The organism is Novosphingobium sp. BL-S-33 (genome assembly GCF_056857025.1).
Genome location: NZ_CM166474.1, coordinates 345,232 through 370,818 on the forward strand (window position 1 = coordinate 345,232; position 25,587 = coordinate 370,818).

Genomic DNA, 25,587 nt, shown 5'->3' on the forward strand with positions numbered 1-25,587 from the left:
ATCTCCTTCGATAAGCTCAAGATGTGCGGAGCGTGCGGGATGGAAATCCGGACCATTCAGCGCTTTTCGCAAGCATGGTTTCACGATTTGCAATGGTTCCGCCACGCTGAGCCTTCATATTGCAGACATGGCTACATCGATGCTCATCACCGCCCCGCGCGTGCTTCCCGATCCGATCCGCGCCGCGATCTTCGACATGGACGGAACGCTGCTCGATACGGAGGCCGGCCATCGCCGCGCCTTTGCGGAAGTCGGCCGCGCCATGGGCGTGTCGGTTCCCGACGAACTGCTGGCATCGATGGTAGGGGTATATCGCGAGGGCAGCCGCCGCCTCGTGGCCGACGCCATGGGCCCGGATTTCCCGCTCGACCGGTTCTTCGATGAAAGCGACGTGCTGTTCGAGGCCATGGTCGATGCCGGTATCCCGCTGCGCCCCGGCGCGGAGCTGATCCTCGATCACTTCGCCGATGCCGGCGTGCCCATGGCCATCGCCACCTCGACCGAGGCGCCCTATGCCGCGCAGCGGCTGGAGAAGGCCGGGCTGCTGTCCTATTTCGACGTGGTGATTACCCGCAGCGATGTCCGGAACGCGAAGCCGCACCCGGAACCCTACCTGCTGGCGGCGAGCCGCCTCGGCATCGATCCGATGGACTGCATCGCCGTCGAGGACAGCCCAGCCGGTCTGCGCTCCGCGACAGCGGCTGGGATCGCCACGATCGTCGTGCCAGACCTGCTGCCCGCAACCGAGGAAATGACGCTCGCGGCTGCGCGCGTGCTGCCCAGCCTTTCGGCGCTGCGCGACTTGCTGCTGGCGCCGGTCGAGGCGCGCTGACAACGGTTTCACGCGGAGGCGCGGAGACGCGGAGGGACGTTGTTTGAGCGGCAAAGCCGCTTTTCACCCTTCGCCTTCGCGTCTGCCTCCGCGCGAAACCCCGATCAGGCCTGCCCCAGATCCAGCCACCAACGCATCAACACATGCGCAATGGCATGCGGCGGCGGAGCCCCGAAGGCCTTGCCGCCCTCGCCCCGGCCGATGGCTTCCATCGCCTCGGCCACTTCCGCGCGAGTGAACCAGCGGGCATCTTCCAGTTCGGTGGTGTCGATGGTGAGCCCGTCGCTTTCCGCCACCGCATGGCAGCCGATCATCAGCGAAGACGGGAACGGCCAGGGCTGGCTGGCGACATAGCGCACATCGCGCACCCGCACGCCCGCTTCCTCGAAGACTTCGCGGGCCACGGCTTCCTCCACCGTCTCGCCCGGCTCCACGAAGCCCGCGAGAGTCGAGTAGCGCCCTGCCGGAAAGCGTGGCTGACGGCCGAGCAAAGCGCGGCCCTCGTGCTCGACCAGCATGATGGTGACCGGATCGACGCGCGGGAAATGCTCGGAGCGGCATTCCGCATTGGTGCAGTTGCGCTGCCAGCCGCCCTTTGCAAGCACGGTGGGTGAGCCGCAGACGGCGCAGAAGCGGTGGCGGCCATGCCAGCTCACCAGACTGCGCGCGGTGCCGTAGGCCGCAAGTTCGTATGGCGGCAGCACCGCCATCACATGCCAGTTGACCGGCGTGGCATGCGGGCCGCTCAGCGGTTGGGCCGCCGGGACTTCGGCGAAGCAGGCGGCCTCTCCATCCAGCCCGAGGAAGATCAGCTCGCTGTCCGGCGCGGCGCGGTCGATCCCGTCCCACAGCAGCGCCCCGCTACCGGCCAGCACCGCATCGAGGCCGTCCAGCCGCAAGAGCCGCGCGGAGCCATTGCGGGCGGCGGCGAGCGCCTCGGGATCGTTGCGCAAGTGGTCGGCGCGGTCGAGGTGGGCGCCGGAAAAGGCAATCGGCAGGATCAAGGGCGGGTCTCCATCAGGGCCATGACATCGGCCTTCAGTGCGGTCTGGAATTCGGGCAGGAGCGGCAATGCGTCGGACGGCATGAACTGGACGAACAGTTGCGAGCGCAGGCCGTGGATCATGTCGACCATGCCCACCGTCCCCGCCGCGCCGGACCAGCCGAAGATCCCGGCCTCCGTTCCCTGCCCCACGCGTCCGCCCGCGCCGAAGCCGGAAGGGCCCGCGATCATGTGCGAGCGGTCCACGCCCGGCGGCAACAAGTCGGACGTGCCCGCGGCCACGGCCCGCTCGGACAGCACGCGCCGCCCGTCGATCATGCCGCCTTGCGCGAGCAAGCGCAGGAAGCGGTCATAGTCGCGCGGGCTGCTGACAAGGCCCGAACCGCCGAAAGGAAAGGCGGGAGGATCGAGGTAGACCGAGCTTTCCGGCGGGTCGATCGGCACCAGCACCCCGCCCAGCGCGCCGTAATTGGTGGTGAGCCTGCGCACATCGCCGGGCCCCACGCGAAACTCGGTGCTGGTCATCCCGGCCGGGCCGAACAGCGCCTCGGCCAGATAGGCGTCGAAGCGCTTGCCGGTGACCACCTCGATCACCCGGCCCATGACATCGAGCCCCATCGAATAGGACCAGCGCGTGCCCGGATCGGCGACCAGCGGCAGCGTCGCCAGCCGGTCGGCGAAATGGTCCAGCCCGTGGATCGGCGCGCCGTAGGTCAGCCCCGGCACCTCGATCCGGCTCACCTGCCCCGGCACCAGCCCCTGCTTCACATAGGCGTCGCGGATCGGGCCGGTCTGCACGATCGAATAGCCGATGCCCGAGGTATGCGTCAGCAAGTGGCGCATGGTAATCGGCCCGGGTGCGGCGTGGAGCCTGTCGAGCGGGCCGTCGTAGCGATCCTGCACGCGCATGTCGCGCCAGGCGGGCAGCACATCGGCCAGCGACTGATCGAGCGCGAGACGGCCTTCCTCGATCAATTGCATCGCCATCATGCCGGTGACCGGCTTGGTCATCGAATAGATGCGGAAGAGGCTGTCTGGCCCCATCGGGGTGCCATCGTCGAACCCTTGCGCGCCGCGCGCCACGAACTGCGCTTCGCGTCCGGGCAGGCCGAGCGTGGCGACCATGCCGGGGAACTTGCCGGTGCCCACCCAGCGGTCGACCAGCGCGGTCACCTTGGGCAGCGCGGCGGGCTGCTCCACCGCCCATGCCAGTCGCGGTAGGAGCGCCGCTCCCAGTCCCGCCCCAAGTCCCGCTGCAACGCCAAGGCGCAAGGCCATGCGCCGGTTCAGCAGGACGGAGAGGCCTTCGCTCACGCCGCCTCGGCCAATGCGAGCCTTGCGGCCTTGGCAAAGAGCGTGGGCAGCCCCGCCTCGTCGATCCGGTCGAGCGGCCACCATTCGCCCTCGCCCTCCGGCTGGGCGGATGCGCCGAGATGAACCGCCAGCGATAGTTCCAGCGCGAAATGCGTGAAGACATGCGCGACCCGGCCGGCATTGTCCCAGGGCCCTGCCACCGGACCTTCGCCGCTGCCGTCGCTGCGGGCCGACCAGCCGTCGTCCGGCAGCGCCCGCATGCCGCCCAACATGCCCTTGCCCGGTCGGCGCACCAGCCAGACGTGATCGTCGCGCTCGATCCAGAAAGCCCGGCCCTTGCGTGTGGGCTTGGCCTTTTTCGCAGCCTTGACCGGCAGGCGCTCCGGTTCGCCCTGCGCCCGTGCCTCGCACGGCGCCGCGAGCGGGCAGAGCAGGCAGCGCGGCGCGCGGGACGTGCAGACGGTGGCGCCAAGGTCCATCATGGCCTGCGCGAAGTCGCCCGCCCGCGCGTCCGGCGTGATCGTATCGGCCAGCGCGCGGATCGTCGGGCGGGAGCCCGGCAGTGGCTCCTCCAGCGCGAAGAGGCGCGAGACCACGCGCTCGACATTGGCGTCCACCACCACCGCGCGGCGCCCGAACGCAATCGCGGCAACGGCGGCGGCGGTATAGGCGCCCAGCCCGGGAAGCGCGCGCAGTTCGTCCTCGCTGTCCGGAAAAATGCCGCCCCGCGCCGCCACCGCGCGGGCACAGGCGAGCAGGTTGCGGGCGCGGGCGTAGTAACCAAGCCCCGCCCATGCCGCCATGACCTCTTCATCGGCGGCGGCCGCAAGGTCGGTCACTTTCGGCCATCTTGCGGTAAACGCGGCGAAGTAGTCCTTCACCGCTGCGACCGTGGTCTGCTGGAGCATCACTTCGGACAGCCACACCCGGTAGGGCTCTGGGGCGGCAGTCCCCGGCGGCGCCCGCCACGGCAGCGCGCGGGCATGACGGTCGTACCAGCCCAGAAGCAGTTCGGAGATCGTATCGCGGCTGGCGTCCATGCCAGCCCTATGGCATTGGAGCGCCGACAATGGAACGGGATCCCCACAAGAACACTGGCAAGGGTAAGGGCACGGGCTTGGCCACGGGCTCCGGCAAGAGTTCCGCGAAGAACTCTGCCAAAGCAGCCGGCACCGAAACCGCCAAGACGCCGCGCCGCTTTGAGCGTGCGCGCGGCGGGCAGGCCCGCGCCATTGCCGATCTCATGCCCGAAGTGGGCCGCACCGCCTTCCGCCGCTTCGGCTTCGTGCAATCGAGCGTGGTGACCCGCTGGCCGGAGATCGTCGGCGCCCGCCATGCCCGCGTCTGTTCGCCCGAATCGATCCGCTTCCCGCCCGGCGAAAAGAGCGAAGGCGTTCTCCAGCTCGTGGTCGCCCCCGCCCATGCGCCGATGATCCAGCACGTGGTGCCCGAGATCATCGAGCGGGTGAACCGCTTCTTCGGCTACAAGGCCGTGGCGAAAGCGAAAATCCGGCAAGGCGAGGTTAAGCCGCCGCCTGCTCCAAAGCCGCAGACTGCCGCGCCGACGCTGAAACCGGTACCGCTCGAACTGGGGGAATCGCTGCGCGATGTCGGCGATCCGGAGCTTCGCGCGGTACTCGAATCGCTGGCGCGCAGTCTTGCCGCCAAGGACGAATCATCCAGAGACGAAACACCCAGGAAAAACGGGGGGAATTGATGAAATTTTCAAAGTCGGGGATCGCTGCGCGCATCGGCATGCTCGCCGCCGCCACCCTGCTCGCCACCGGCGCCGCGCCGGTGCACAAGGCCGCCGCACCGGCCAAACCGGCCACGAAACCGGCACCCCGGCCCGCAGGTCCGGCCAACTGGGGCACGCTGGTCACGGTCACGGCCGACGGCAGCCACATGCTGGGCAATCCCCGGGCGGCGACGCAAGTTGTCGAATTCGTCAGCTATACCTGCCCGCACTGCGCGCACTTCACGCGCGATTCCGACGTGCCGCTGCGCCAGACCATGGTGCCCAAGGGGCAAGTCGCGGTGACGGTGACGAACCTGCTGCGCAACCCGATCGACCTCACCATCGCCATGCTCACCACGTGCGGTGATCCCAAGCGCTTCTTCGTGCGCCACAATGCGTTCCTTGCCACCCAGGACATCTGGATGGCGAAGCTCAACACCATCGGGCAGGACCGTCAGCAGGTGTGGTATCAGGGCGACATCCAGACCCGCATGCGCGCCATCGCGGCGGACTTCGACTTCTATTCGATGGTCGCACCGTGGGGCGTCAGCCACGCGCAGGCAGACCAGTGCATCAACGACAAGGCCGCCTTCGCCAAGCTGGAACAGCAGCAGAAGACGGTGGAGGCAGTGGGCGCCAACAGCACCCCCAGCTTCGTGCTCGACGGCAAGCTGCTGGACGTGCACGACTGGCCGGGCCTCTCGAAGGCGCTTGCCGCCAAGCAGGCAGGCCTGCGCCAAGGCACTGTCTGAGCGGAAAAACCCCGGCTCCTATAGGCCGGATTCCTGTGGGAAAGCCGCCGTATGGGCGGCTTCCCACGCTTTGAACACCGCGAGGCTTGAGCTAGCTTTCGCACTTCCATTCGAGGATTCGCATCGATGACCCGTCCCGCCTTCCGTAAGATCGTTCTCGGCCTTGCCGTCGTCCCGCTCGCGCTGGGCCTCGCGGCATGCGGAAAGAAGGCCACCGATGCGACGTCGACCGACGCGCCCACCTCCAGCACGGCACTGGCCAATGTCGCCCCGCCCGCCGGCAAGAGCTGGAGCGACGTGGTCGAGAAGACTCCCGAGGGCGGCTTCCGCATCGGCAATCCCGAAGCCCCGATCAAGCTGGTCGAATATGGCGCGCTGTCCTGCTCGCACTGCGCCAAGTTCGCCACCACCGGGTTCGAGAAGCTGCGCGGCACTTACGTCAACAGCGGCCGCGTGAGCTACGAACTGCGCTTCTTCATGCTCAATGCCTATGACTTCCCGGCCACCCTGCTCGCCACCTGCGGTTCGACCGAGGCCGTGCTGCCGCTGGCCGAGCAGTTCTGGGCCTGGCAGCCCAACATGTTCGAAAAGCTTCAGGCGGCGGACAAGGCCAAGCTCGAAGCGATCCAGAGCATGCCGAAGGAACAGCAGCTTCCCGCCATCGCCGAAGTCAGCGGCATGACCGAATTCTTCGCCTCGCGCGGGATCTCGCATGATCAGGGCGCAAGCTGCCTTGCCGATACCGCCCGCGCCAAGGCGCTGGCCGATCAGACCGAGACGGCGACCAAGGACTTCAACGTCACCGGCACGCCGACTTTCCTGATCAACGGCAATTCGGTCGGTTCGATGGAATTCGAAGAGCTCGAAGCCAAGCTCCAGCAGGCCGGCGCGCGCTGATGCGCGCTCCCGGTCTCTGATCACGATCCGATGCGCATAAAGCGGCTCAAGCTCAGCGGTTTCAAGAGCTTCATAGAGCCTGCCGAACTGCGCATCGAACCGGGGCTGACGGGCGTCGTCGGCCCCAACGGTTGCGGCAAGTCCAACCTCCTCGAAGCGATCCGCTGGGTCATGGGCGAAAGCTCGGCCAAGTCGATGCGCGGCGGCGGGATGGAGGACGTGATCTTCGCGGGCACCGCCAATCGGCCGCCCCGCGCTTTTGCCGAAGTCGTCCTCCACGCCGAAACCTCTGCCGATGCCGACGGCGTGCGCGACGAACTGGAAGTCGTCCGCCGGATCGAGCGCGGCGCGGGCAGCGCCTATCGCGTCAACGGCCGCGACGTGCGCGCCAAGGACGTCTCGCTGATCTTCGCCGATGCCGCCACCGGCGCGCATAGCCCGGCGCTCGTCTCGCAAGGCCGCATCGCCGCGGTCATCGCCGCCAAGCCCGCCGAACGCCGCGCCATGCTGGAAGAGGCGGCTGGCATCGCCGGCCTCCACGTTCGCCGCAAGGACGCCGAAACCAAGCTCCGTGCGACCGAGGCGAACCTCGCCCGGCTTGAAGACATCATGGCCGGGCTGGACAAGCAGGTCGGCTCGCTGCGCCGCCAGGCCAAGGCGGCCGAGCGCTACAAGGCGCTGAGCGACCAGATCCGCCTTGCCGAAGCCCGCGTCGTCTATGCCCGCTGGCGCGATGCCGCCGCCGCCGCCGATGCCGCCAAGCGGGAAGCGCAGGCCGCCGAGACCCGCGTCGCCGCCGCGCAGGAACTGGCGGGCGAAGCGCAAAAGCAGCAAGCCAAGGCCGCCGAAGCGCTGATCGCCGCCCGCGATGAACTGGCGGACCGGCGCGACGATGCCAATGCGCAGGGCCACCGCATGGCCACGCTCACCAGCCAGCTGGAAGCCGCCGAGCAGCGCCTCAAGGACCTCGACCGCCAGAAGACCCGGCTGGAAGAGGATCGCGGCGATGCCGACCGGCTGACGCGCGATGCCGCCGAAGCGCTGGCGCGTCTCGAACGCGAACTGGCGGAGGGCCGCAAGCAGCTTGAAGCCGACGAGGCCGCACGTCCGCGCGTCGCCAATGCGCTCGAAGGGGCAGAACGCGCCGCACGGGCGGCCGAACTCGACCTTGCGCAAGCAACCGCCGCGCAGGCCGGGGTCGAGGCCGAATGGCGCATTGCCGATTCCGAACTGACACAGGCCCGCAACCGGCTCGACCGCCTTGCCGCCGAAGCCAGCAGGCTCGCCTCGCAAGTCGAGGCGCTGGCACAGGCAGGCGATCTCGACGCCGCCGTTACCGAGGCGCGAGCCCGGGCCGAAGCCGCTCACACCGCGCTGGCCGCCGCGCGCGAGGGGCTCGATGCGCAGCAAGCTCGCAAGGCCGAGCTGCAGGCGGAACGCGACAGCGCCGCCTCGGCGCTTGCCGCCGCGCGCGCCGACCTTACCGGCATCGAACGCGAACATGCCGCGCTCACCAAGGACCGCGAGGCCCGCGCCAAGGGCGCCAAGGCCGCGCACGGCCTACCCGTCGCCATCGACGCGGTGCGCGTGGCCCCCGGTTATGAACGCGCGCTCGCCGCCGTGCTGGGCCGCGATGCCCGCGCGCCGCTGGGCGAAGCGGGGGGGGCCGATGGCCGCTTCTGGACCGGCGCCGACGCCCCTGCCCCGGTCAAGGACAGCCTTTCCGCCCACGTTACCCAGTGTCCGCCGGAACTCGCGGCCCGCCTCGCGCTGGTCCACGTCACCGAAGCGGACGATGGACGCGCGCTCGCGCCGGGCGAATGGCTGGTCACCCGCGCGGGCGTGCTGCGCCGCTGGGACGGCTTCGTCGCGCGCGGCGAAGGCGCCGCCGAAGCTGCGCGGCTGGAGGCCGAGAACCGCTTCCTCGAACTCGATGCGCAATTGCCGCCGCTGCGCGAGGCGGTCGTGGGGGCCGAAGCCCGGCAGGCGGAAATCCAGCAGCACCTTGTGGCGCTGTCCTCGGCAGTTGTCGCCGCCGAACGGGCCATCGCCGATGCTGCCAATGCCGAACGCACCGCCCTGCGCGCGGTCGATCAGGCCGAAGATGCGCGCCAGCGTCACGCTGCGCGCCGTGCCGAGATCGCGCGTGCCGAAACCGAACTTTCCGACCAGCGACAAGGCGCCGAACAGGAAGTCGCCGCTGCCGAGGGCAAGCGCGCCGGCTTGCCCGATCCCGAGGCCGGACGCGCGGCGCTCGACGCGGCAAGGCTCCGGAACGACACCGCCCGCACCGCGCTCCAGTCAGCCACGGCGGCACTGGCGGTGCACGATCAGGCGCTGGCCGTTGCGCGCGAGCGCACAGGCTCGCAGGCGGGCGACATGCGCAGCTGGCAAGCCCGCGCCGGGGACGCCACCAACCGCCTCGCACAGATGGCCGGGCGGCTGGAGGAGATCGAGACCGAGCGCGCGGTGATCGCCGCCAAGCCCGGCGCGCTGATGGAGCAGATCGAGCAGGCCGAAGCGATCCGCGTTCGCCTCGCCGAGGAACTGGGCAAGGCCGATGCCGCCGTGTCCGCGCTCACCGAAGCCGGGCGCAAGGCCGACACCGCGCTCGCCGCCTCGCAGGAGACGCTCGCCAGCGCCCGCGAATACCGCGCCGGCGCCGCCGCCCGGGCCGAGAACGAGGACGCCCGCCGGGTCGAGACCACGCGCCTCTCGGGCGAGCGCTTCCAGTGCCCGCCCCCGGTTCTGGCCGAGCGGTTCGCCTTCGCGCCTGCCGAAGTGGGCCGCGCCGAGGACGAAGCCGCCGCGATGGACCGCCTTGTCGCGGACCGTGAGCGGATCGGCCCGGTCAACCTGGTCGCCGCCGACGAACTGGCCGAAGCCGAATCGCAGCTCGACATCAGCCTCTCTGAAAAGGCGGAACTGGCCGAAGCGGTGAACCGCCTGCGCGGCTCGATCGCCAAGCTCAACCGCGAAGGCCGCGAACGCCTGCGCACCGCGTTCGAGGCGGTCGACGGCCATTTCCGCCGCCTGTTCACGCGGCTGTTCCAGGGCGGTCAGGCCCACCTCGCGCTGATCGATTCGGACGATCCGCTGGAGGCCGGTCTGGAAATCTATGCCCAGCCTCCCGGCAAGCGGCTGCAATCGCTGACGCTGCTGTCGGGCGGCGAACAGGCGCTGACCGCCGTGGCACTGATCTTCGGCCTGTTCCTCACCAATCCCGCGCCGATCTGCGTGCTCGACGAAGTCGATGCCCCGCTCGACGACGCCAATATCGAACGCTTCTGCGACTTGCTGGAAGCGATGACCAAGGAAACCGACACGCGCTACCTCGTCGTCACCCACAATGCCGTGACGATGAGCCGCATGCACCGCCTGTTCGGCGTGACCATGGTCGAAAAGGGCATCTCCCGGCTGGTCAGCGTGGACCTCGTCGGCGCCGAGGAATTGCTGGCGGCGGAATAGCAACCTGATGGCCCTCATCGACGACTACCTGCCGCAGTTCCAGTTTTCAGAGATGCATGCCGCCACTGTGAAGGCAGGGGCCGACGCCATCCTCGATGCCGTTGCGGCCTATCGCCCGGAAAGTGATCCTTTCTTCCGCGCCATGATCGCCCTGCGCGAATTGCCTGCGCGGCTCACCGGCAAGCGGCGGCCCGAACCCTTCGGCATGGCGAACTTCACACTGCTGGAACGCACGCCAAGCGGCTTGGTCTACGGCTTGGTCGGCCAGTTCTGGCAGGCCGATTACGGTCTTCACCCTGTGGCAGACGGGCCCGCGTTCAGGACTTTCGACGAGGCTGGCGTCCCCAAGTTGGCGCTCGGCTTCGATGTCCACCAGACGCCCAAGGGTTGCCGCCTGACGACGCAGACCCGCGTGCATTGCCCGGATCGCGAATCCTTCCGGCGGTTCCGGCCCTATTGGCTGCTGATCCGCCCCGTCAGCGGCCTGATCCGCAGGCGCATCCTCGGCGCCGTACGCAAGTCCGCAGAGCGCGGCTGAATCACTTCAGCACGAAGCGCGGTCCCGGTCCCAACGCGCCTGCCTCGTCGTCGCGGTTGTAGAGGCGGCACTTCGCCAAGCTGAGGCAACCGCAGCCGATGCATTCGTCCAGCTTGCGGCGGGTCAGTTCCAGCAGCGCGATCTTAGTGTCGATCGCCTCTCGCATCGACAGGCTGATGCGTTCCCAGTCCTCCATCGTCGGCGTGCGGCCCTGCGGCAACGACGAGAGTTCGCGCTCGATCTCGGCAAGGCCCAGCCCCAGTTTCTGCGCGATCAGCACGAAGCTCACGCGGCGAATGTCCGAACGCAGGAAGCGCCGCTGGTTGCCGCTGGACCGCAGCGCGGTGAGCAGGCCCTTCTCCTCGTAGAAACGGATGGCGGAAACCGCGACCCCGGTCCGCCGGGCCAGATAGCCGATGGAAATGAACCGGTCTTCAACCATCCGCCTTTTCTGCCGCCTTTTCCATTTGACCTCAAGTTAACTTGAGGTTGCATCAAGGCCAAGCCGGCGATTCGACCGGCGAACAGCAGGAGACATTCCGATGGCCCAGGGCCGCCTCGAACATGCGAATATTACCGTGAGCGATATCGATCGCTCGTCCGCGCTGTTGCAGGATCTGCTCGGCTGGCACGAACGCTGGCGCGGCCCCGCGATCAATGGCGGCGAGACGATCCATGTCGGCGGAGATTTCAGCTACATCGCGGTCTATACCGACCGCAAGGAACACGAGCGTTTCGCCAAGGGCGCCCCCCTCAATCATGTCGGACTGGTGGTGGACGATCTCGACGAGGCCGAGCGCCGGGTGATCGCGGCGGGCCTCGTCCCGTTCAACCACGCCGATTATGAGCCCGGCCGCCGGTTCTATTTCTTCGATTGGGACGGCATCGAGTTCGAGCTGGTCAGCTACGCCTGAACCTTCGCAGCGCCGGGTCTCTCAGAGGATCCCGGCGTTGCCCACCACCCAGCAGGCCAGCGCCATGACAAGGCCGAGATCGCGGTTCGAGCGGAAGCGGGCCAGCGCATTGTCGCCGTCCTCGGGATCGAGCGTGGCGACCTGAAACGCCAAGTGCAGCGCCACCGGGCCAAGGCCGATCAGCGCCACCCAATCATGCCGCAGCATCCAGAAGGCGAGCGCCCAGAACGCCACTGCCAAAGTGTAGAACCCGGCAACACCCGCGCGCACATGACCGCCGAGCCGACGGGCCGAGGAACGGATGCCGACCAGCGCGTCATCCTCGCGGTCCTGTATCGCGTAGATCGTGTCGTACCCGATGCACCAGGCGATCGACCCGAAGTAGAGCGCGGCAAGGACCTCAAGGTGATCGGGGCGGATCTCCACCCAGCCGACCAGCGCGCCCCAGGTGAAGACCATGCCCAGCCACGCCTGCGGCCACCAGGTGATGCGCTTCATGAAGGGATAGGCGGCCACCAGCACCACGCTGCCCACGGCCACGAGCTGCGCCCGGGGGCGGAGCTGGAACAGCACCACCAGCCCTACCGCGCAGAGCGCCAGCAGCCAGATCCATGCCGCCTTGGGGCTGACCAGCCCGCTCGCCACCGGACGTGCAGCGGTGCGCGCCACCTTGCGGTCAAGATCGGCGTCGACGATGTCGTTGTAGACGCAGCCCGCGCCGCGCATCGCGATGGCACCGGCCAGGAACCAGAGGATGAGGCCCCAGCGCTCTTCTCCGCCCGCCAGCAGCACGCCCCAGGCGCAAGGCCAGAACAGCAGCCACCAGCCGATCGGCCGGTCGAAGCGGGCCAGCATGGCGAAGGCGCGCGGCATCGGCGGCAGGGCGGAAACGAGCCCGCGGTGTTCGGTATCCGGGACGAGTAGAGAGTCGTTCACGGCGGATGGGGTAATGCAAAAGGCCATGATTGTCATGCCCGAACGTGCCGAATCGACGCACTCGGCTGCCAGACGAATCCTTCGGCCGCGCCATGAGGGCGGCTCGTCGCTTCCGGGGGAACCAATCGACGGTGGGTAAAATGAGGTCCCCCTTTTCCGCGGCGCGCCCGATTCTCTTCGGCGCCTCAGGTTGCAAAGCCCGGAGCGGCGTTTTGCACCGGTCAACGAACGCCGGCCGCTCGCCGCGCTGGACCCGGGCGTAAAACAATGGGAAGCGCTGCGCACATCGCTGTCGCAACAAGGGAGCAAGCATAACGATGGGTGCCACTCCGGCCTGGCCGCCGCGCTCGGCCCCGCGCCTCTTCGTGACCGGACCGCTCGCCGAGAGTGCCCCGGTCACTATCGAGGGCGGGCAGGCGCATTATCTCGGCAAAGTCATGCGTATCGCCCCCGGCGACGCGGTGATCCTGTGCGACGACGAGACCGGCGAATGGGCGGCCGAAGTCGTCTCCGCCGGCAAGCGCGATGTCGTGCTTGCGGTGCGTGAGCGGCTGCGCGAGCGCGAGGCGGTGCCGGACTTCTGGCTCTGCGCCGCGCTGCTCAAGAAGCCGAACTTCGACCTCGTGCTTGAAAAGGCGACCGAACTGGGCGTTGCGCATGTGCAGCCGCTGATCACGCGCCGCTGCGTGGCGGACAAGCTCAATCCCGAGCGCGCGCTGACCATCGTCACCGAAGCCGCCGAGCAGTGTGCCCGGACCGCGCTGCCCCGGATCGCCGAGCCGGTGAAGCTCGACGCCCTGCTGCGCGACTGGCCCGAGGGCCGCACGCTGTTCTTCGCCGACGAGACCGGCGGCGCGCCCGCCGCCGCGCAATTCGCCGCGCATCCGGGCCCGGCGGCGCTGCTGGTGGGCCCCGAAGGCGGTTTCGACGACGAGGAACGCGCGCTTATCCGCGCACATCCGATGGCGCGGGCGATTACGCTCGGCCCGCGCATCCTGCGCGGGGAGACGGCGAGCATCGGCGCGACGGCGCTATGGATGGCCATCTCCGGCGATTGGTGAACGCCGAATTCAAGACCAAACAAACCTCGTCATCCCCGCGAAGGCGGGGATCCCGCTTCCCTTGGCTTATGACGCAAGGCAGCGGGGCCCCCGCCTACGCGGGGGCGACGGCGTGATAGGGGGCGAATCTCGCCCCCACTCCTCGTCAACCACAGCCTGCGCCCGACCGCGTTAACCTCCTCAATCGCCCCAAAAACGCCCGAAAACCGCGCCTCTCGAACAAAAGAAACCGGTCGGTACAAAAAGTTGTGGCATCCGGCTCGAAGGCATTCTACCTCCCCCGCCATGAGCACCCGTGAGGTTTCGGATCGCGACGATCCGGTGGTCGAAAGCCTGGATCAACTCGCCGCGCCGATGGCTGCGGGCGAAAAGCCGTGCGAGGCGTGGCGCATAGGCACCGAGCACGAGAAATTCGTCTACGACACCGCCGATCACCATGCCCCGTCTTACGACGAAAAGGGCGGAATTCGCGACCTTCTCAATGCCTTGACCCAGTTCGGCTGGGAGCCGATCATCGAGGAAGGCCCCAACGGCGCGAACGTCATCGCCATGAAGGGCAGCGACGGCACCGTCAGCCTCGAACCGGCAGGCCAGCTTGAACTTTCGGGCGCGCCGCTGGAAAACCTGCACCAGACTTGCGCGGAAACCGGGCGTCACCTTGCCCAGGTGAAGACCATCGGCGATCACATCGGCAAGGCCTTCCTCGGCCTTGGCATGTGGCCCGACAAGACCCGCGCCGAACTCCCGATCATGCCCAAGGGCCGCTACGACATCATGCTGCGGCACATGCCGCGGGTGGGGACGATGGGCCTCGACATGATGCTGCGCACCTGCACCATCCAGGTCAACCTCGACTATTCGAGCGAGGCGGACATGGTGAAGAAGTTCCGCACCTCGCTGGCGCTGCAACCGCTGGCCACCGCGCTCTTCGCGAACTCGCCTTTCACCGAGGGCAAGCCCAACGGCTACCTCTCGTACCGCAGCCATATCTGGTCGGACACCGATCCCGCGCGCACCGGCATGCTGCCTTTCGTGTTCGAGGACGGCTTCGGGTACGAGCGCTATGTCGACTACATGCTCGACGTGCCGATGTACTTCGTGTTCCGCGAGGGCCGTTATATCGACGCCGCCGGGCTGTCGTTCCGCGACTTCCTGAAGGGGGAGCTTTCGGTGCTCCCCGGCGAACTTCCGCGCCTGTCGGACTGGACGGACCACCTTTCCACCGCCTTCCCCGAAGTGCGGCTCAAGTCCTTCCTCGAAATGCGCGGCGCCGATGGCGGTCCGTGGGGCCGCATCTGCGCCCTGCCCGCGTTCTGGGTGGGCCTGCTCTATGACCAGACCGCGCTCGACGCGGCGTGGGATCTGGTCAAGGACTGGGACATGGAAGGGCGCGAGGAACTGCGCAATTCCGTGCCGAAGCTGGGCCTCGACGCCCCGCTTCCGGGCGGCGGCACGCTGCGCGACATCGCCGGCGAAGTGCTGAACATCTCGCGCTCGGGTCTGGCTGCGCGTAACCGCCTGAATGCGGGCGGCGACAATGAGACCGGCTATCTGGAACCGCTGGCCGAGATCGTCGCCAGCGGCAAGGTGCCGGCGCAGCGCCTGCTCGACCTCTACAATGGCGAGTGGGGCGGGGATCTCTCGAAGATCTACGCGCTGAAGAGCTTCTAACAGATGCAAAGGGCGGTCTCACTTCATGAGGCCGTCCCTCCCCTCTCCTCCCGCTCAGGCTGAGCCTGTCGAAGCCCCCTGAGGCGGGCGCTGTGGCTCGCATCCTTCGACAAGCTCAGGATGAGCGGTGGGGGAAGGGTACAACCCTTACTCGGCTGCCTGCGGCTCCCGCACGCTCGGCCGCAGCCTTTCAGCCAGCTTCGCCAATGTCCGCGTAATCAGCGCGTTCTCCGCCATCCACGCGTGATAGGCGCGGTACTTGGCGTCCTCGGCGAGCAGGTGCGCTTCCTCGGTCCGCGCGCGCCAGTAGTAGATCGCACTCACCACGCCCAGCAACACGGTGTTGCGCACCATGTCGGTCAGGGCATGGCTGGTCACGAGGAACGGCAGCGTCGAGCACCACCAGAACAGGTTCTTCGACAGATAGGCCGGGTGCCGCGTGAAGCGGTATGGCCCGTTCGTCAGCACGCCCCGATAGGTGAGGTTGGAAAAGCGCAGGCCGAACGCAAAAGTCGCCCAGGCATAGATCGCCGTCAGCGTAACCAGCGGTGCCGCCCAGAGCCACAACAGCAGGGTATGGCCCTGCAACCAGAACGCCCAGCCCGGCGTGTTCACTTCGTAGCCCAGCACGTCGGCCCGGCCCATCGTGCCCCAGACGAAGGGCGGATAGCACATCAGCGCCGCCACCCAGCCCGCCAGCAGCGGATTGCCGCTGCGGATATGCGCGTCCAGCGGGCGGAAGGTGAAGATGTAGCCCACCGTGCCGATCTGCACGTCGATCAGGAACAGCAGTGCGATCAGCGTCGAGCCCAGCGCCACCGGATCGTCCGCCATGCTGCCGAAATCGGCATTCACCACTTGCGCGAAGCCGCCCGGCAGGATCGAGATCATGAAAGCGCCGAAGAAGGCCTTGATCGCCCAGGCCCGGCCATGCCGCTTCACCTGCTCCCCGTCCCACGCCTCGCGCCCGATCAGCAGCGCGCCGAAGTGCCAGGCGGCATCGCGCGGCTCCACGAGATGGCGGTCGAGCCAGAACACGTAAGGCACCGAAAGCACCAGCAACGGCAGTGCCGCCGCGCCGATCACCTCCATGGCGAAAAGGTACTGCCCGTCCCAGTACCAGCGGCCGATGCAGTAATAGCCCGCGATCAGCGCCCACGTGGCCCAGAGGCCGGCGAGCTTGGTGATCGAGATCTCTGTCGTTTCCGCCAGCCGGCGCGCACGGCGCCAGTCGATCCCGGTCGAGGGACGGCGGTGCACTTTGTCCACCAGCAGCGACCAGAGGCTCATGGCAAGGCCGGTGACGAACAGCGTGGCGACGGCGGCATAGGGCCCGCTCATCGGCGCGTGCGGCCCCGGCAGCGCCAGAGCATCGGCCACGGCGCCCCACTTGCGGCAGAGCAGCAGCCAGCCAAGTAGCGCGGCGAGCCCGGTCAGGCCCACGCCTGCCGAAACGTCGCTGGTCGGTCTGGAAATGCCGCTGTTCATGCCGAGCGGCCTAGCGGCAATTGGTTAAGGAAAACGGCCGCCGGTGCGCGAGGCGCTGCCGGCGGCGGAATTCCTGCGGATCAGCGGAAGGCGCTGATCGTGCCCGAATCGTCGAGCACGTAGAGCGTCTGGTTGGCGACAATGGGCGCCAGCGAGATCGGGGACTTGAGTTCGTGGGCCAGCGTGAAAGTGCCGTTCGTCGGATCGACGGTACCCAGTTCGCCGCGCGAATTGCCGACCCACAGCTTGTTGCCGGCCAGAATCGGGCCGACCCAGAAGATCGGGCCCTTGCGCTTCTTCGCGTTCTGGTAGCGCTGAAGCTGTGTCAGCCAGCGGACCTTGCCGCTGGTGCGGGCGATGGCCAGGATCTCGGCATGGTCGTCCAGCGTGAAGACCCAGTCACCCACCACGGCGGGCGTCGAAATGCCCGCGAGGCTGAGTTCCCAGATGCGCTGGCCGGTGACCAGTTCGTAAGCCGCCATACGGCCACCCTGACCCAGCGCGTAGACGCGGCCACGGTCGATGATCGGATCGGCGTCAAGGTCGGTCAGGCTGCCCACTTCGGTCGCGATCGAGGTGCGCGCGAGCGCGTCGGACCACAGCTGGCGGCCGTTCTCGTAGCGGTAGGCAACCAGTTCGCCCGAGGCGTAACCGGCGATCACCGTGCCCTGTCCGGCAGCCGGGGTCGCCACGCCGAACACGCCCGACTGGGTGAGCGAGGCCGATTCGTTCCACAACACCGCGCCATCGGCCGCGTTGAGCGCGATGATCTGGTTGTCCTGCGTCATCACGTAGACGGCGTTGAAGCTGACCGTGGGGGCGCCGCGCAGCGGGCCGCCGGGCTTCTTGCTCCAGACCTGGCTGCCGTCGTTGGCGTTCAGCACGGCCACTTCGCCAAGGCCGGTGGTGACGTAGAGCTTGCCCGAATCGAAGCTGACGCCGCCGCCGAAGATCGCCTGGTTGTTACCGCCCGAAACCGCGAAGTTCTTGGTCCACAGATGCGTCCCCTTCTCGGCATCGAAGGCGTGGACCACGCCGTCGGTGTCCATCACGAACATCTTGCCGTCCCCGATCACCGGTGCGGCGGCGAGGCGCTGGCGGGTCGTGGAACCGGCGATCTGGGCCGTCCACACGCGCTGCGGATTCTCGGCAAGTGCCAGATGGCCGTAGGACTTGCCGGCATTGCCGCCGCCCTGTGCCCATTCGGTGTTGGCCGTGGCGGGCGGCAGGATCACTGCCACCGATTCGAGCGAGGGATCGACCTTGGCGCCGCTTTCGATGCGCGAGAGGATCGGCACGCGATCGCCCACGGTCGGCGTCTTGGGATGCTTGCCGGTGGACTTGCAGCCCGAAAGCCCCGCCACCAGCGCCAGCGCGATCAGCGATGCCACGCGCATCTGCCTGCGGGCCGAGGGGCGAGCGGAGGTGCGCGACTTCGAAGCGGCACCGTTCATGGGCATATTCTCACCAAGCATTATCATTCTCCGGCAGGCGCGGCGGCGGCATCGGCCGCCGGCTGCCCGTTCTTTGTCTTGCCCAGCGGCTCGCCGCGCTCATCGACGACGTCGTCGACGGCATCGACGCCGAGCACTGCGGCAAGCTGGCGTGCGCGGCTGCGCAGACCGTCCTCGACCTGATCGTCCTTCGCAATGGCGGCGAAGAGCGGACCGGCCTGATCGGTCTTGTTCATCTTGATATAGGCCATGCCGACAAGCTCACCGGCCGCGCCGAACCACGGATTGCCGGGGGCGGCATAAGGCTTGAGCTTGGCCACCACGTCTTCGGGCTTCATCGCGTCGAAGTTGGCGCCGACGCCGCGGATCACGGCAAGGTCGCGCAGCGGCTGCGGCGCCTTGGGGTCGTTCGCCACGGTGTCGAACAGCTTGAGCGCATCGGCCTTGCGGTTCTGTTCGAGGGCAATGCCCGCAAGCAGGATCTTGGCCGACGTGGCGCTGCCGTCCGAACCGCTGTCGGCAATCGGCTTCAGCTTGTCCTTCGCCCCGTCAAGGTTCTGGGTCTTGAGCGAATCGATCGCCTGGATGAACGCCTCGGAATTGGCCTCGCGCGCCTTTTCCCTCTGGTGCTGCCAGAACAGGTAGCCACCGAAGGCGGCCAGCCCGACCAGAATCGCGGCTAGCAGCGGCAGACCGAAGCGCTTGAAGAAGCCTTCCACCTGATCGTGGCGCAGCGCGTCATCGACTTCGCGCAGGAAGACATCCTGCTGCGCGGCGAGTCGCTTGGCGGACACGGGATTGGAAGTCGAACTATCGGAAGGAGGCAGAGCCAATTTTCGGGCGCTTTCTGCGGAAATCGGGATGGTTGCCGGGCTGTTTAGCGAATGGTGGCGGCTTTTCAACGATGATCTGGATTGACGGTGTGGGCGTGAAGCGCGGCTGAACGGTCAACGGAGGCGCCAAAAGCCAGCTCCGGACGGCCGGATGCGCCGCTGTAGACCGCGCGATAAGCCGCGATCATGGCCGCTTCGTCATATTCGGCTTGCGCTTTCGCGCGGTTGGCAGCGCCCACCCGGGCGCGCAGCGAAGGCGCACCGGCAAGTTGGGCGAGAGCCGAGGCCAGCGTCGTCCCCGCTTCCCTCTCATCCGCCGGGACGATGAAGGGCTGGTTCTCCGCCGCGACCATGTCGGCCACGTCGCCCACCGCAGGCGCCGCCACCGGCAGGCCGGCGGCCATGGCCTCCACCACCGAGATCGGGAACTGCTCGCTCCGGGAGGACAGCGCGAAAATGTCGAACAGCCCCACCGCGCGCGAGGGATCGGCCACGAAGCCCGGAAGATGGACGCGCCCCGACACGCCAAGGCGCTCTGCCTCGGCCAGAATCACGCCGCGTTCCGGGCCTTCGCCCAGGATCACCAGCTTCCACGCCTGCGGCAATCCGGCGAAAGCGCGCACCAACCGGGGCAGGTCCTTGACCGGGCGAAGCCCCGCCAGAGTACCGACCCAGCGGTCGCCCTCTTGCTTGATCACGCCGGGCAGCACGTCCGGGCGGGGCTTGTCGATGAAGGCAGCGCAATCGATGCCGTTGGGAATGAAATGCAGGCGCCGGGACGGCTGCCGCCATGCTTCGCGGGCAATGCCCTCCAACCGGCGCGAGGGCACCACCAGCGCGGCCGCCCCCGCCAGCGCCAGGCGGCGGAACAGGTTGCGCGAGGTCTTGAGGCCGTTCGCCTCATCCTCGTTGAAGCCGTCCTCGTGGTGGACCAGCGCGGGAAGCTGGAGCAGCCCGGCGTAGAACCGATGCGCGAGAACCGCGTCCATCGCCCCCCAATTGTAGGTGAGCACGAGATCATAATCCCGCATGGCCTTGGCGATGCGCCACAGCCGGGGCGGCGTGGGCCGCCCCTGAAGGCTGGGGAAATCCGTCGGAAAGCCGACCTCCAGCACCGGCTCGAGCACGACCGCCGCGCCCAGTTCGCCCGCCTGCGCGGACACCACGTCATGCGCCACGCCGGGTCCGAACGCGTTCATCAACCGCACGGCGCGCAGTTCCTTGCCGCCCGCCGCAAAGCTCGAATGGAGGTGGAGGATGCGCAAGATCGCCCGCTCTTCCGCGCTCAGTCCGCGCGGTCCAGCAGCGCCTCGATCGCGGCCACCGCTTCCGGCTCGTCCAGCGTGGGTGCGTGGCCGAGATCGGGCAATGTCAGCGCCTCGGCGCCGGGCACACGGCGCAGCATCTTCGCCAGCGTGGCCTCCGAAAGCAGGTCCGAATGCTCGCCGCGCAGCACCAGCAGGGGCCTCCCGGCCAGCGCTTCCGACCCCAGCGCTTCCCATGCAGGCCAGAGGTCCGGCTGGGCATCGACATCGTAAGCCGCGAAAGGCTCGGCGATCTTCATGTCGTAGTCGAAAACCATGCGGCCATTGCCCGAAAGCGTCATCAGCCGCTTGGCCATGCCAATCCAGAAATCCAGCGTGTGGCCGGGATGGGCGTCGCCCAGCGTGCTCTCGATCCCGCGCGCGGCATGGACCCAGGTGGGGAAACTGCGCCCCTGCCCGACATAGTCCTGGATCCGCTCCATGCCCTCGGGTTCGAGAACGGGACCGACATCGTTGATCACCGCTCCGGCGATGCGCTCCGGCATCAGCGTTGCCAGACCCATGATCATCAGCCCGCCCAGCGAAGTGCCGATGGCGACGAACCGGTCGATCCCCTCCTGCTCCAGCAGGGCCAGCAGGTCCTCGCCATATTGAATCGGGGTATAAGTTGCCGAATCGCGGGCATATTCGCTGTCTCCGCGCCCGCGCATGTCGGGGCAGATCACCCGGCGGCGCGCGGCAAGGCGCGGCGCCAGCCGCTCGAAATCGCGGGCATTGCGTGTGAGCCCCGGCAGGCAAATCACCGGCAGACGGCCGGATTCGCCCGATTCCCCCTCGCTGGCGGCATAATCGCGGAAGTGCAGCTTCAACCCGTCGCGGCTCGACCAGAACCGATCTTCATAACCCGTCATCTGAGAAGCTTGCGACCTCCTGATACCCGGCTTGATCGGCGGGCCCTCAAGCGCCACTATCGCCCGATGCGAAGCGAACCGCAAGCAAGTGCCTACCGTCCGGCCCCGCGTATCGAGGCGATTTCCGACTGGATTGCAAGTCCCGTGCAGGCGGCGGAATTTCCGCGCCATGTCCTGCGCTTCCGCAATCAGAGGTGGGCCCGCGCGGTGGGGCTCGACGGATTGGACGACCAGAACTGGATCGCCCATTTCGGACGGTTCGAACCGTTGGACGGCAACCTGCCCCAGCCGCTGGCGCTGCGCTATCACGGCCACCAGTTCCGCGTGTACAATCCGGACATCGGCGACGGGCGCGGCTTCCTGTTCGCGCAGATGCTCGATAGCGAAGGGCGCGTGCTCGATCTCGGCACCAAGGGATCGGGCCAGACGCCGCACAGCCGAGACGGCGACGGCAGGCTGACGCTGAAGGGCGCGGTCCGCGAGATCCTCGCCACCGAGATGCTGGAGGCGCTGGGCGTGAACACCAGCAAGACCTTCTCGGTGGTCGAGACCGGAGAGGCGCTTTGGCGGGGGGACGAGCCCTCCCCCACGCGTTCGGCGGTTCTGGTGCGGCTCAGTCACGGCCATGTGCGGATAGGTAGCTTTCAGCGCCTGCTGGCGATGGACGATCGCGCGCACATGGAAGCGCTGGTCGATTACTGCCTCAAGACCTTCCCCGGCCCGCTGCCGCCCGAGGATATGCCCGGCCGCGACGAGCCTGCGGTGATCCTGCTGCATCAGGTGGTGGAGCGCATGGCCGATACCGCCGCCGGCTGGATGGTCGCCGGATTCGTCCACGGCGTGCTCAACAGCGACAATATCAATATCTCGGGCGAGAGTTTCGATTACGGCCCGTGGCGCTGGCTGCCGCGCTGGGATCCGGCCTTTACGGCGGCCTATTTCGACCACTCCGGCCTCTACGCCTTCGGCCGCCAGCCGGAGGCGGTGCTGTGGGACTGCGGCCAGCTTGCCGTGGCGCTGCGACTGCTGGCCGAAACCGAGCCCTTGGTGGCCGCGCTCGACCGCTTCGCGCCGTTGTACCAGCAGGCGATGTACCGCCGCTTTTGCTGGCGGCTTGGCGTCGAACAGCAGGACGACGCAGCCGATCTCGCGCTGATCCAGGCCGCCGAAAAGGCCATGGTCGCCAGCGGAGAAGCGCCGGAAACCTTCTATTTCCGCCACCGCGCGGGCCGCGCGGCGGGCGATGACGGCTTCGGCGAACTCCTGCGCCAGCGCCGCCCGAGCGCCGCGGCGGACGATGCTTTCTGGCAGCAGGACGCCCCGCCCGGCGTGCTGATCGACGAAGTCGAGCGCATCTGGTCCGCCATCGACGAGCGCGACGATTGGGATCCGCTTCACGAAAAGGTCGCCGCGATCCGCGAACTCGGGCGCCAGTTGGGCCCCGCGCCCGTTCCCGCCGGGCACAGCCGTTAGGCTCTCATTAGGGATAACCGTGTCATAGCGGTCGTCTCATTCCGACCTTCCAACGGACAGACCCCGTCATGCACGGTGCAGCCAGCACAAAGGCCCCACTCCCCGCCGTTTCGGCCAAAGACAATCGAGGACTCGCCAAGATCGTGAGCGCCGAGACCGCCAGCCCCGAAGCCGCCAGCGACGCACAGATCGTCTCGTGCGAACCGGCAACCGGCGCGGAGATCTGGCGGGGCGCGGTCTGCTCGGTTGACGATGTGGTCGAACGCGCCCGCCGCGCCTGGCCCGGTTGGGCCGCGCAGCCGCTGTCCACCCGCATGGAACTCGTCCGCCGCTTCGCCAACGAAGTGCGCAAGGAAGCCGAGCCGCTGGCCGAACTGATCGCGCGCGAAGTGGGCAAACCCTTGTGGGAAGCCCGCGCCGAGGTCGAGGCCGTGGTCGCCAAAGTCGAAGTCTCGATCCGCGCCTATGCGGAGCGGACCAGCCAGCGAAAGCTAGACAGCGCGCTACAGGGCACGATGGCGCTGCGCCACAAGCCGCACGGCGTGATGCTGGTGCTGGGGCCCTACAATTTCCCCGCGCACTTGCCCAATGCCCATATCGTGCCGGCGTTGATCGCGGGCAACGTGGTGATCTTCAAGCCGAGCGAGAAAGCGCCCGCCACCGGCGAACTGCTGGCGCGCTGTTTCCACCGCGCGGGCATTTCGACCGGCGTCGTCCAGCTTGCCATCGGCGGACCGCTGGAAGGGCAGGATCTCGTCGCCCACAATGGCGTGGACGGCGTGCTGTTCACCGGCTCCGCCAATACCGGCATCTCGATCAACCGCCGCCTCGCGACCCGGCCCGACAAAGTCGTGGCGCTGGAAATGGGTGGCAACAACCCGATCGTGCTCTGGGATACGCCCAAGGTGACCGACGCCGCCGCGCTGGTGGTCCAGTCCGCCTTCGCCAGCGCCGGGCAGCGCTGCACGGCGGCACGCCGGCTGATCGTCAAGGCCTCCCTCCACGATGCGATGATGGCCGAGATCAAAGCCTTGGCCGACCGCATCATCGTCGGCGCGCCATTCGACGATCCGGCCCCGTTCATGGGTCCGGTGATCGACAATGCCGCCGCAGACGGTCTCGCCGAAAGCTTCCTCTACCTGCTCAGCAACGGCGGCAAGGCGATCAAGCACCTGATTCGCCAGGACGAAAACCTGCCCTTCCTCAGCCCCGCGATCATCGACACCACCGCGTTGAAGGACCGGCCCGATGTCGAACTGTTCGGCCCGATCCTGCAAGTGATCCGCGTCGACGACTTCGACGAGGCGATTGCCGAGGCCAACAACACCCGCTTCGGCCTTGCCGCCTCGCTGATCGGCGGCAGCCCACAGGACTACAACCGCTTCTGGGCGCATGTCCGCGCGGGCATCATCAACTGGAACCGCACGACCACCGGCCCCAGCCATTCGGCGCCGATGGGCGGCATCGGCCTTTCCGGGAACCACCGGCCGAGCGGCTACTATGCCGCCGATTACTGCGCCTATCCGGTCGCCTCGGGCGAAATGGAACAGCCGCGCGCGATGATCGGGGTGGGGCTCAGGTAGCGCCCCTGCTCAGCGCCCAGAAGTGACGAGATCCACTTCCGTCACGCCGTTCGCCTGCTTGCGCGCATAGACCACATAGGCGCGCCCGGCCCTGTCACCGCCCAGCACGCTGTCGCTGCCGTCAAGGCGGTACTCGGCGGTGTAGCCCGCCTTGAGCGCCATCGCGCGGTAGAATCCGATCACGTCCTCGGCCCCGACCGGGGTGCCGAAGCTCACCACGCGCAGCGCGCAGCCATCGGCGTCGGTGCCGGCTGCTTCCTGCACAGCGGCGCGCGGATAGAGCGGGAGTTCGGCGGGCAGCCGAGTGCCCCAGGCAGCGGCATACTGCACCTTGCCCGCGCAGTCGGTCTTGGCGGCCTTGGCTGCGGGGGAGACTTGCGCGGTCGCCGCCACCCGCTGGGCAAGGGACGAGGCGCTTCCCCGCGTCGGCGTGGGCAGCGGCTGAAGTCCGCCGGCAAGCTGGGCGGCGCTCTGGCGCGCGGCCTCGACAGCCTCGGGCGAACGGCTGGCAGGCGAAAGCGCGATGCCGCTCTCCGGCGCCGCTGAGGTGCTCTCGCCCGTCATCGCCGGATCGACCACGATGCGGTCGCCGAGCGTGGCTTCGGTCTTGTCCGCGGCGGGCTCGTCCGATTTCGCATGGCACCCGGCGATTGCGGCGGCGAGCATCAGGCCCACGGCACTTGCGGCAGCTCTTGTCATCCCATCACCTTTCCGGCCGCAGCGGCGGGAAAATCGCGACCCGCGCCCGTTCTGCCTTGCCGATCCGCGAAAATCCTTCCTGCGCGCGGCGCGAAAGACAAGGGCGCGGAGGCGCCGATCATGGCGGTGTCCCAAAACGAGATGGCCCGACCGCGAATGCTTGCGCGCATAAGTACGCCGGCGCCGGACATGGTCGAGGGCGTCCACGGACACGCCGTGAACGCCCTCTCCGCCTGCGCCCGATCGGCCGCGAGGCGGACTCCCCCCGCGAGTCGCCGTCCGCGCGGGGAAATCCTTATTTTTCGGGTTTTAACGGCAGTAGGAGTCGCCGCGGTCGATCTCGCGGCCAACCAGCGCACCGCCCACCGCGCCGAGCACGGTGCCCAGCGTGCGATCACCGCGCTGGTCGATCTGGCGACCGAGCAAGGCGCCCGCCGCACCGCCGATCAGCAGGCCGGTGGTGCCGTTCTGACGGCGGCAATAATAGCGCCCGCCGTCACCGCGCCAGACGCGCGTGTCGCGATAGACCGGCTCGCCGCGATAGCTGCTGCGGTAGCCATAGCCGCGCCGGTAATCGTCCCTCGAATAACGCTCGCGGCTGTGGGCATAGCTCTCCTGCCCCGGCGCCACGAAACTGGTCGCCGGAACGAAAGCCGGAGCCGCCGAAGCCGGCAGTGCACCCGCCAGCGAGACGGTGGCGACAGCAAGGGCTGTGGCCTTGGTCAGTGCGCGCATTGTCAATCTCCTCAGTCTGGCG

At 68.0% G+C, this 25,587-nt stretch carries 23 protein-coding genes; 11 read left to right on the forward strand and 12 right to left on the reverse strand.

All coding sequences use genetic code 11. The features are described from left to right. The first annotated feature begins 139 nt into the window (after positions 1 to 139). A complete protein-coding gene (locus tag AC1VVM_RS01550) occupies positions 140 to 832 on the forward strand; it encodes an HAD family hydrolase (RefSeq protein WP_482904969.1) in 693 nt (230 codons plus the stop codon). Positions 833 to 936: 104 nt separating this feature from the next. Here AC1VVM_RS01550 and nudC read toward each other — a convergent pair whose 3' ends face one another. The 3 genes from nudC to AC1VVM_RS01565 are packed head-to-tail and all read right to left on the reverse strand — an operon-like array spanning position 937 to position 4,189. After that, the gene (gene nudC / locus AC1VVM_RS01555; protein ID WP_482904970.1) at positions 937 to 1,836 is read right to left on the reverse strand and encodes an NAD(+) diphosphatase; all 900 of its coding nucleotides are present in this window, start codon (positions 1,834 to 1,836) and stop codon (positions 937 to 939) included. After that, complete coding sequence (locus AC1VVM_RS01560) at positions 1,833 to 3,113, reverse strand: serine hydrolase domain-containing protein (protein ID WP_482905132.1); 1,281 nt, start codon at positions 3,111 to 3,113, stop codon at positions 1,833 to 1,835. Before AC1VVM_RS01560 ends, nudC begins: the two co-directional genes overlap by 4 nt. Positions 3,114 to 3,145: 32 nt before the next feature. Further along, positions 3,146 to 4,189, reverse strand: coding sequence for an A/G-specific adenine glycosylase (locus AC1VVM_RS01565; protein WP_482955658.1), 1,044 nt, complete (start codon positions 4,187 to 4,189; stop codon positions 3,146 to 3,148). 29 nt (positions 4,190 to 4,218) lie between these two features. Here AC1VVM_RS01565 and AC1VVM_RS01570 point away from each other — a divergent pair, with 29 nt between their 5' ends. From AC1VVM_RS01570 to AC1VVM_RS01590, 5 genes are all read left to right on the forward strand, one after another. Continuing rightward, on the forward strand, positions 4,219 to 4,866 hold the full coding sequence (locus tag AC1VVM_RS01570; protein ID WP_482955659.1) for a DUF721 domain-containing protein: 648 nt from the start codon (positions 4,219 to 4,221) through the stop codon (positions 4,864 to 4,866). After that, a complete protein-coding gene (locus tag AC1VVM_RS01575) occupies positions 4,866 to 5,639 on the forward strand; it encodes a DsbA family protein (RefSeq protein ID WP_482904973.1) in 774 nt (257 codons plus the stop codon). The genes AC1VVM_RS01570 and AC1VVM_RS01575 overlap by 1 nt, the downstream gene beginning before the upstream one ends. Positions 5,640 to 5,765: 126 nt before the next feature. Beyond that, positions 5,766 to 6,536, forward strand: a complete 771-nt coding sequence (locus tag AC1VVM_RS01580) for a DsbA family protein (RefSeq protein ID WP_482955660.1) — start codon at positions 5,766 to 5,768, stop codon at positions 6,534 to 6,536. Positions 6,537 to 6,566: 30 nt separating this feature from the next. Beyond that, positions 6,567 to 10,004, forward strand: a complete 3,438-nt coding sequence (locus AC1VVM_RS01585) for a chromosome segregation SMC family protein (protein WP_482955661.1) — start codon at positions 6,567 to 6,569, stop codon at positions 10,002 to 10,004. Positions 10,005 to 10,011: 7 nt separating this feature from the next. Next, the gene (locus AC1VVM_RS01590) at positions 10,012 to 10,542 is read left to right on the forward strand and encodes a hypothetical protein (RefSeq protein WP_482904975.1); all 531 of its coding nucleotides are present in this window, start codon (positions 10,012 to 10,014) and stop codon (positions 10,540 to 10,542) included. Position 10,543: 1 nt separating this feature from the next. Here the strand turns inward: AC1VVM_RS01590 and soxR are convergent, their stop codons facing one another. Then, positions 10,544 to 10,984: a redox-sensitive transcriptional activator SoxR gene (soxR, locus tag AC1VVM_RS01595; RefSeq protein ID WP_132390452.1), complete on the reverse strand. Its 441-nt coding sequence runs from the start codon at positions 10,982 to 10,984 to the stop codon at positions 10,544 to 10,546. Positions 10,985 to 11,084: 100 nt separating this feature from the next. On the opposite strand from soxR, the gene AC1VVM_RS01600 reads away from it, so the two are divergent. After that, positions 11,085 to 11,456, forward strand: a complete 372-nt coding sequence (locus tag AC1VVM_RS01600; RefSeq protein WP_132390450.1) for a VOC family protein — start codon at positions 11,085 to 11,087, stop codon at positions 11,454 to 11,456. A gap of 21 nt (positions 11,457 to 11,477) precedes the next feature. Here the strand turns inward: AC1VVM_RS01600 and ubiA are convergent, their stop codons facing one another. Then, entirely contained in the window at positions 11,478 to 12,419 is a 942-nt protein-coding gene (gene ubiA / locus AC1VVM_RS01605; RefSeq protein WP_132390448.1) for a 4-hydroxybenzoate octaprenyltransferase, read from the reverse strand. Between the two features lie 290 nt (positions 12,420 to 12,709). Here ubiA and AC1VVM_RS01610 point away from each other — a divergent pair, with 290 nt between their 5' ends. Then, complete coding sequence (locus tag AC1VVM_RS01610) at positions 12,710 to 13,453, forward strand: 16S rRNA (uracil(1498)-N(3))-methyltransferase (protein ID WP_482955662.1); 744 nt, start codon at positions 12,710 to 12,712, stop codon at positions 13,451 to 13,453. Between the two features lie 285 nt (positions 13,454 to 13,738). Further along, complete coding sequence (locus tag AC1VVM_RS01615) at positions 13,739 to 15,124, forward strand: glutamate--cysteine ligase (RefSeq protein ID WP_482955663.1); 1,386 nt, start codon at positions 13,739 to 13,741, stop codon at positions 15,122 to 15,124. A 147-nt stretch (positions 15,125 to 15,271) separates the two neighbouring features. Here AC1VVM_RS01615 and AC1VVM_RS01620 read toward each other — a convergent pair whose 3' ends face one another. The 5 genes from AC1VVM_RS01620 to AC1VVM_RS01640 form a co-directional block, all read right to left on the reverse strand. Continuing rightward, positions 15,272 to 16,612, reverse strand: coding sequence for a methyltransferase family protein (locus AC1VVM_RS01620; RefSeq protein WP_482955664.1), 1,341 nt, complete (start codon positions 16,610 to 16,612; stop codon positions 15,272 to 15,274). 80 nt (positions 16,613 to 16,692) lie between these two features. Further along, on the reverse strand, positions 16,693 to 18,066 hold the full coding sequence (locus AC1VVM_RS01625; RefSeq protein ID WP_482955665.1) for an outer membrane protein assembly factor BamB family protein: 1,374 nt from the start codon (positions 18,064 to 18,066) through the stop codon (positions 16,693 to 16,695). Between the two features lie 23 nt (positions 18,067 to 18,089). Then, the gene (locus AC1VVM_RS01630; protein ID WP_482955666.1) at positions 18,090 to 18,860 is read right to left on the reverse strand and encodes a tetratricopeptide repeat protein; all 771 of its coding nucleotides are present in this window, start codon (positions 18,858 to 18,860) and stop codon (positions 18,090 to 18,092) included. Between the two features lie 104 nt (positions 18,861 to 18,964). Next, positions 18,965 to 20,164, reverse strand: coding sequence for a glycosyltransferase family 4 protein (locus AC1VVM_RS01635; protein ID WP_482955667.1), 1,200 nt, complete (start codon positions 20,162 to 20,164; stop codon positions 18,965 to 18,967). 20 nt (positions 20,165 to 20,184) lie between these two features. Then, positions 20,185 to 21,075, reverse strand: coding sequence for an alpha/beta fold hydrolase (locus AC1VVM_RS01640; RefSeq protein ID WP_482955668.1), 891 nt, complete (start codon positions 21,073 to 21,075; stop codon positions 20,185 to 20,187). A 66-nt stretch (positions 21,076 to 21,141) separates the two neighbouring features. Between AC1VVM_RS01640 and AC1VVM_RS01645 the strand changes: the two genes are divergently transcribed. Together AC1VVM_RS01645 and AC1VVM_RS01650 are read left to right on the forward strand one after the other, a co-directional pair. Next, positions 21,142 to 22,548 carry a protein adenylyltransferase SelO family protein gene (locus AC1VVM_RS01645; RefSeq protein ID WP_482955669.1) on the forward strand — a complete coding sequence of 469 codons (1,407 nt, stop codon included), beginning with the start codon at positions 21,142 to 21,144 and terminating at the stop codon, positions 22,546 to 22,548. A 143-nt stretch (positions 22,549 to 22,691) separates the two neighbouring features. Beyond that, positions 22,692 to 24,131: a succinylglutamate-semialdehyde dehydrogenase gene (locus tag AC1VVM_RS01650; RefSeq protein WP_482955670.1), complete on the forward strand. Its 1,440-nt coding sequence runs from the start codon at positions 22,692 to 22,694 to the stop codon at positions 24,129 to 24,131. 9 nt (positions 24,132 to 24,140) lie between these two features. Here the strand turns inward: AC1VVM_RS01650 and AC1VVM_RS01655 are convergent, their stop codons facing one another. Continuing rightward, positions 24,141 to 24,830 carry a hypothetical protein gene (locus AC1VVM_RS01655; protein WP_482955671.1) on the reverse strand — a complete coding sequence of 230 codons (690 nt, stop codon included), beginning with the start codon at positions 24,828 to 24,830 and terminating at the stop codon, positions 24,141 to 24,143. 309 nt (positions 24,831 to 25,139) lie between these two features. Next, entirely contained in the window at positions 25,140 to 25,565 is a 426-nt protein-coding gene (locus tag AC1VVM_RS01660) for a glycine zipper 2TM domain-containing protein (RefSeq protein WP_132390428.1), read from the reverse strand. Positions 25,566 to 25,587: the final 22 nt, after the last annotated feature.

Bases quoted from the DNA above. Each gene is read 5' to 3' on its own strand.
- AC1VVM_RS01550 (WP_482904969.1), top strand. From the start codon at position 140: ATGCTCATCACCGCCCCGCGCGTGCTTCCCGATCCGATCCGCGCCGCG.
- AC1VVM_RS01560 (WP_482905132.1), bottom strand. From the start codon at position 3,113: ATGGCCTTGCGCCTTGGCGTTGCAGCGGGACTTGGGGCGGGACTGGGA.
- AC1VVM_RS01565 (WP_482955658.1), bottom strand. From the start codon at position 4,189: ATGGACGCCAGCCGCGATACGATCTCCGAACTGCTTCTGGGCTGGTAC.
- AC1VVM_RS01570 (WP_482955659.1), top strand. From the start codon at position 4,219: ATGGAACGGGATCCCCACAAGAACACTGGCAAGGGTAAGGGCACGGGC.
- AC1VVM_RS01575 (WP_482904973.1), top strand. From the start codon at position 4,866: ATGAAATTTTCAAAGTCGGGGATCGCTGCGCGCATCGGCATGCTCGCC.
- AC1VVM_RS01580 (WP_482955660.1), top strand. From the start codon at position 5,766: ATGACCCGTCCCGCCTTCCGTAAGATCGTTCTCGGCCTTGCCGTCGTC.
- AC1VVM_RS01585 (WP_482955661.1), top strand. From the start codon at position 6,567: ATGCGCATAAAGCGGCTCAAGCTCAGCGGTTTCAAGAGCTTCATAGAG.
- AC1VVM_RS01590 (WP_482904975.1), top strand. From the start codon at position 10,012: ATGGCCCTCATCGACGACTACCTGCCGCAGTTCCAGTTTTCAGAGATG.
- soxR (WP_132390452.1), bottom strand. From the start codon at position 10,984: ATGGTTGAAGACCGGTTCATTTCCATCGGCTATCTGGCCCGGCGGACC.
- AC1VVM_RS01600 (WP_132390450.1), top strand. From the start codon at position 11,085: ATGGCCCAGGGCCGCCTCGAACATGCGAATATTACCGTGAGCGATATC.
- ubiA (WP_132390448.1), bottom strand. From the start codon at position 12,419: ATGGCCTTTTGCATTACCCCATCCGCCGTGAACGACTCTCTACTCGTC.
- AC1VVM_RS01610 (WP_482955662.1), top strand. From the start codon at position 12,710: ATGGGTGCCACTCCGGCCTGGCCGCCGCGCTCGGCCCCGCGCCTCTTC.
- AC1VVM_RS01615 (WP_482955663.1), top strand. From the start codon at position 13,739: ATGAGCACCCGTGAGGTTTCGGATCGCGACGATCCGGTGGTCGAAAGC.
- AC1VVM_RS01620 (WP_482955664.1), bottom strand. From the start codon at position 16,612: ATGAACAGCGGCATTTCCAGACCGACCAGCGACGTTTCGGCAGGCGTG.
- AC1VVM_RS01625 (WP_482955665.1), bottom strand. From the start codon at position 18,066: ATGAACGGTGCCGCTTCGAAGTCGCGCACCTCCGCTCGCCCCTCGGCC.
- AC1VVM_RS01640 (WP_482955668.1), bottom strand. From the start codon at position 21,075: ATGACGGGTTATGAAGATCGGTTCTGGTCGAGCCGCGACGGGTTGAAG.
- AC1VVM_RS01645 (WP_482955669.1), top strand. From the start codon at position 21,142: ATGCGAAGCGAACCGCAAGCAAGTGCCTACCGTCCGGCCCCGCGTATC.
- AC1VVM_RS01655 (WP_482955671.1), bottom strand. From the start codon at position 24,830: ATGACAAGAGCTGCCGCAAGTGCCGTGGGCCTGATGCTCGCCGCCGCA.
- AC1VVM_RS01660 (WP_132390428.1), bottom strand. From the start codon at position 25,565: ATGCGCGCACTGACCAAGGCCACAGCCCTTGCTGTCGCCACCGTCTCG.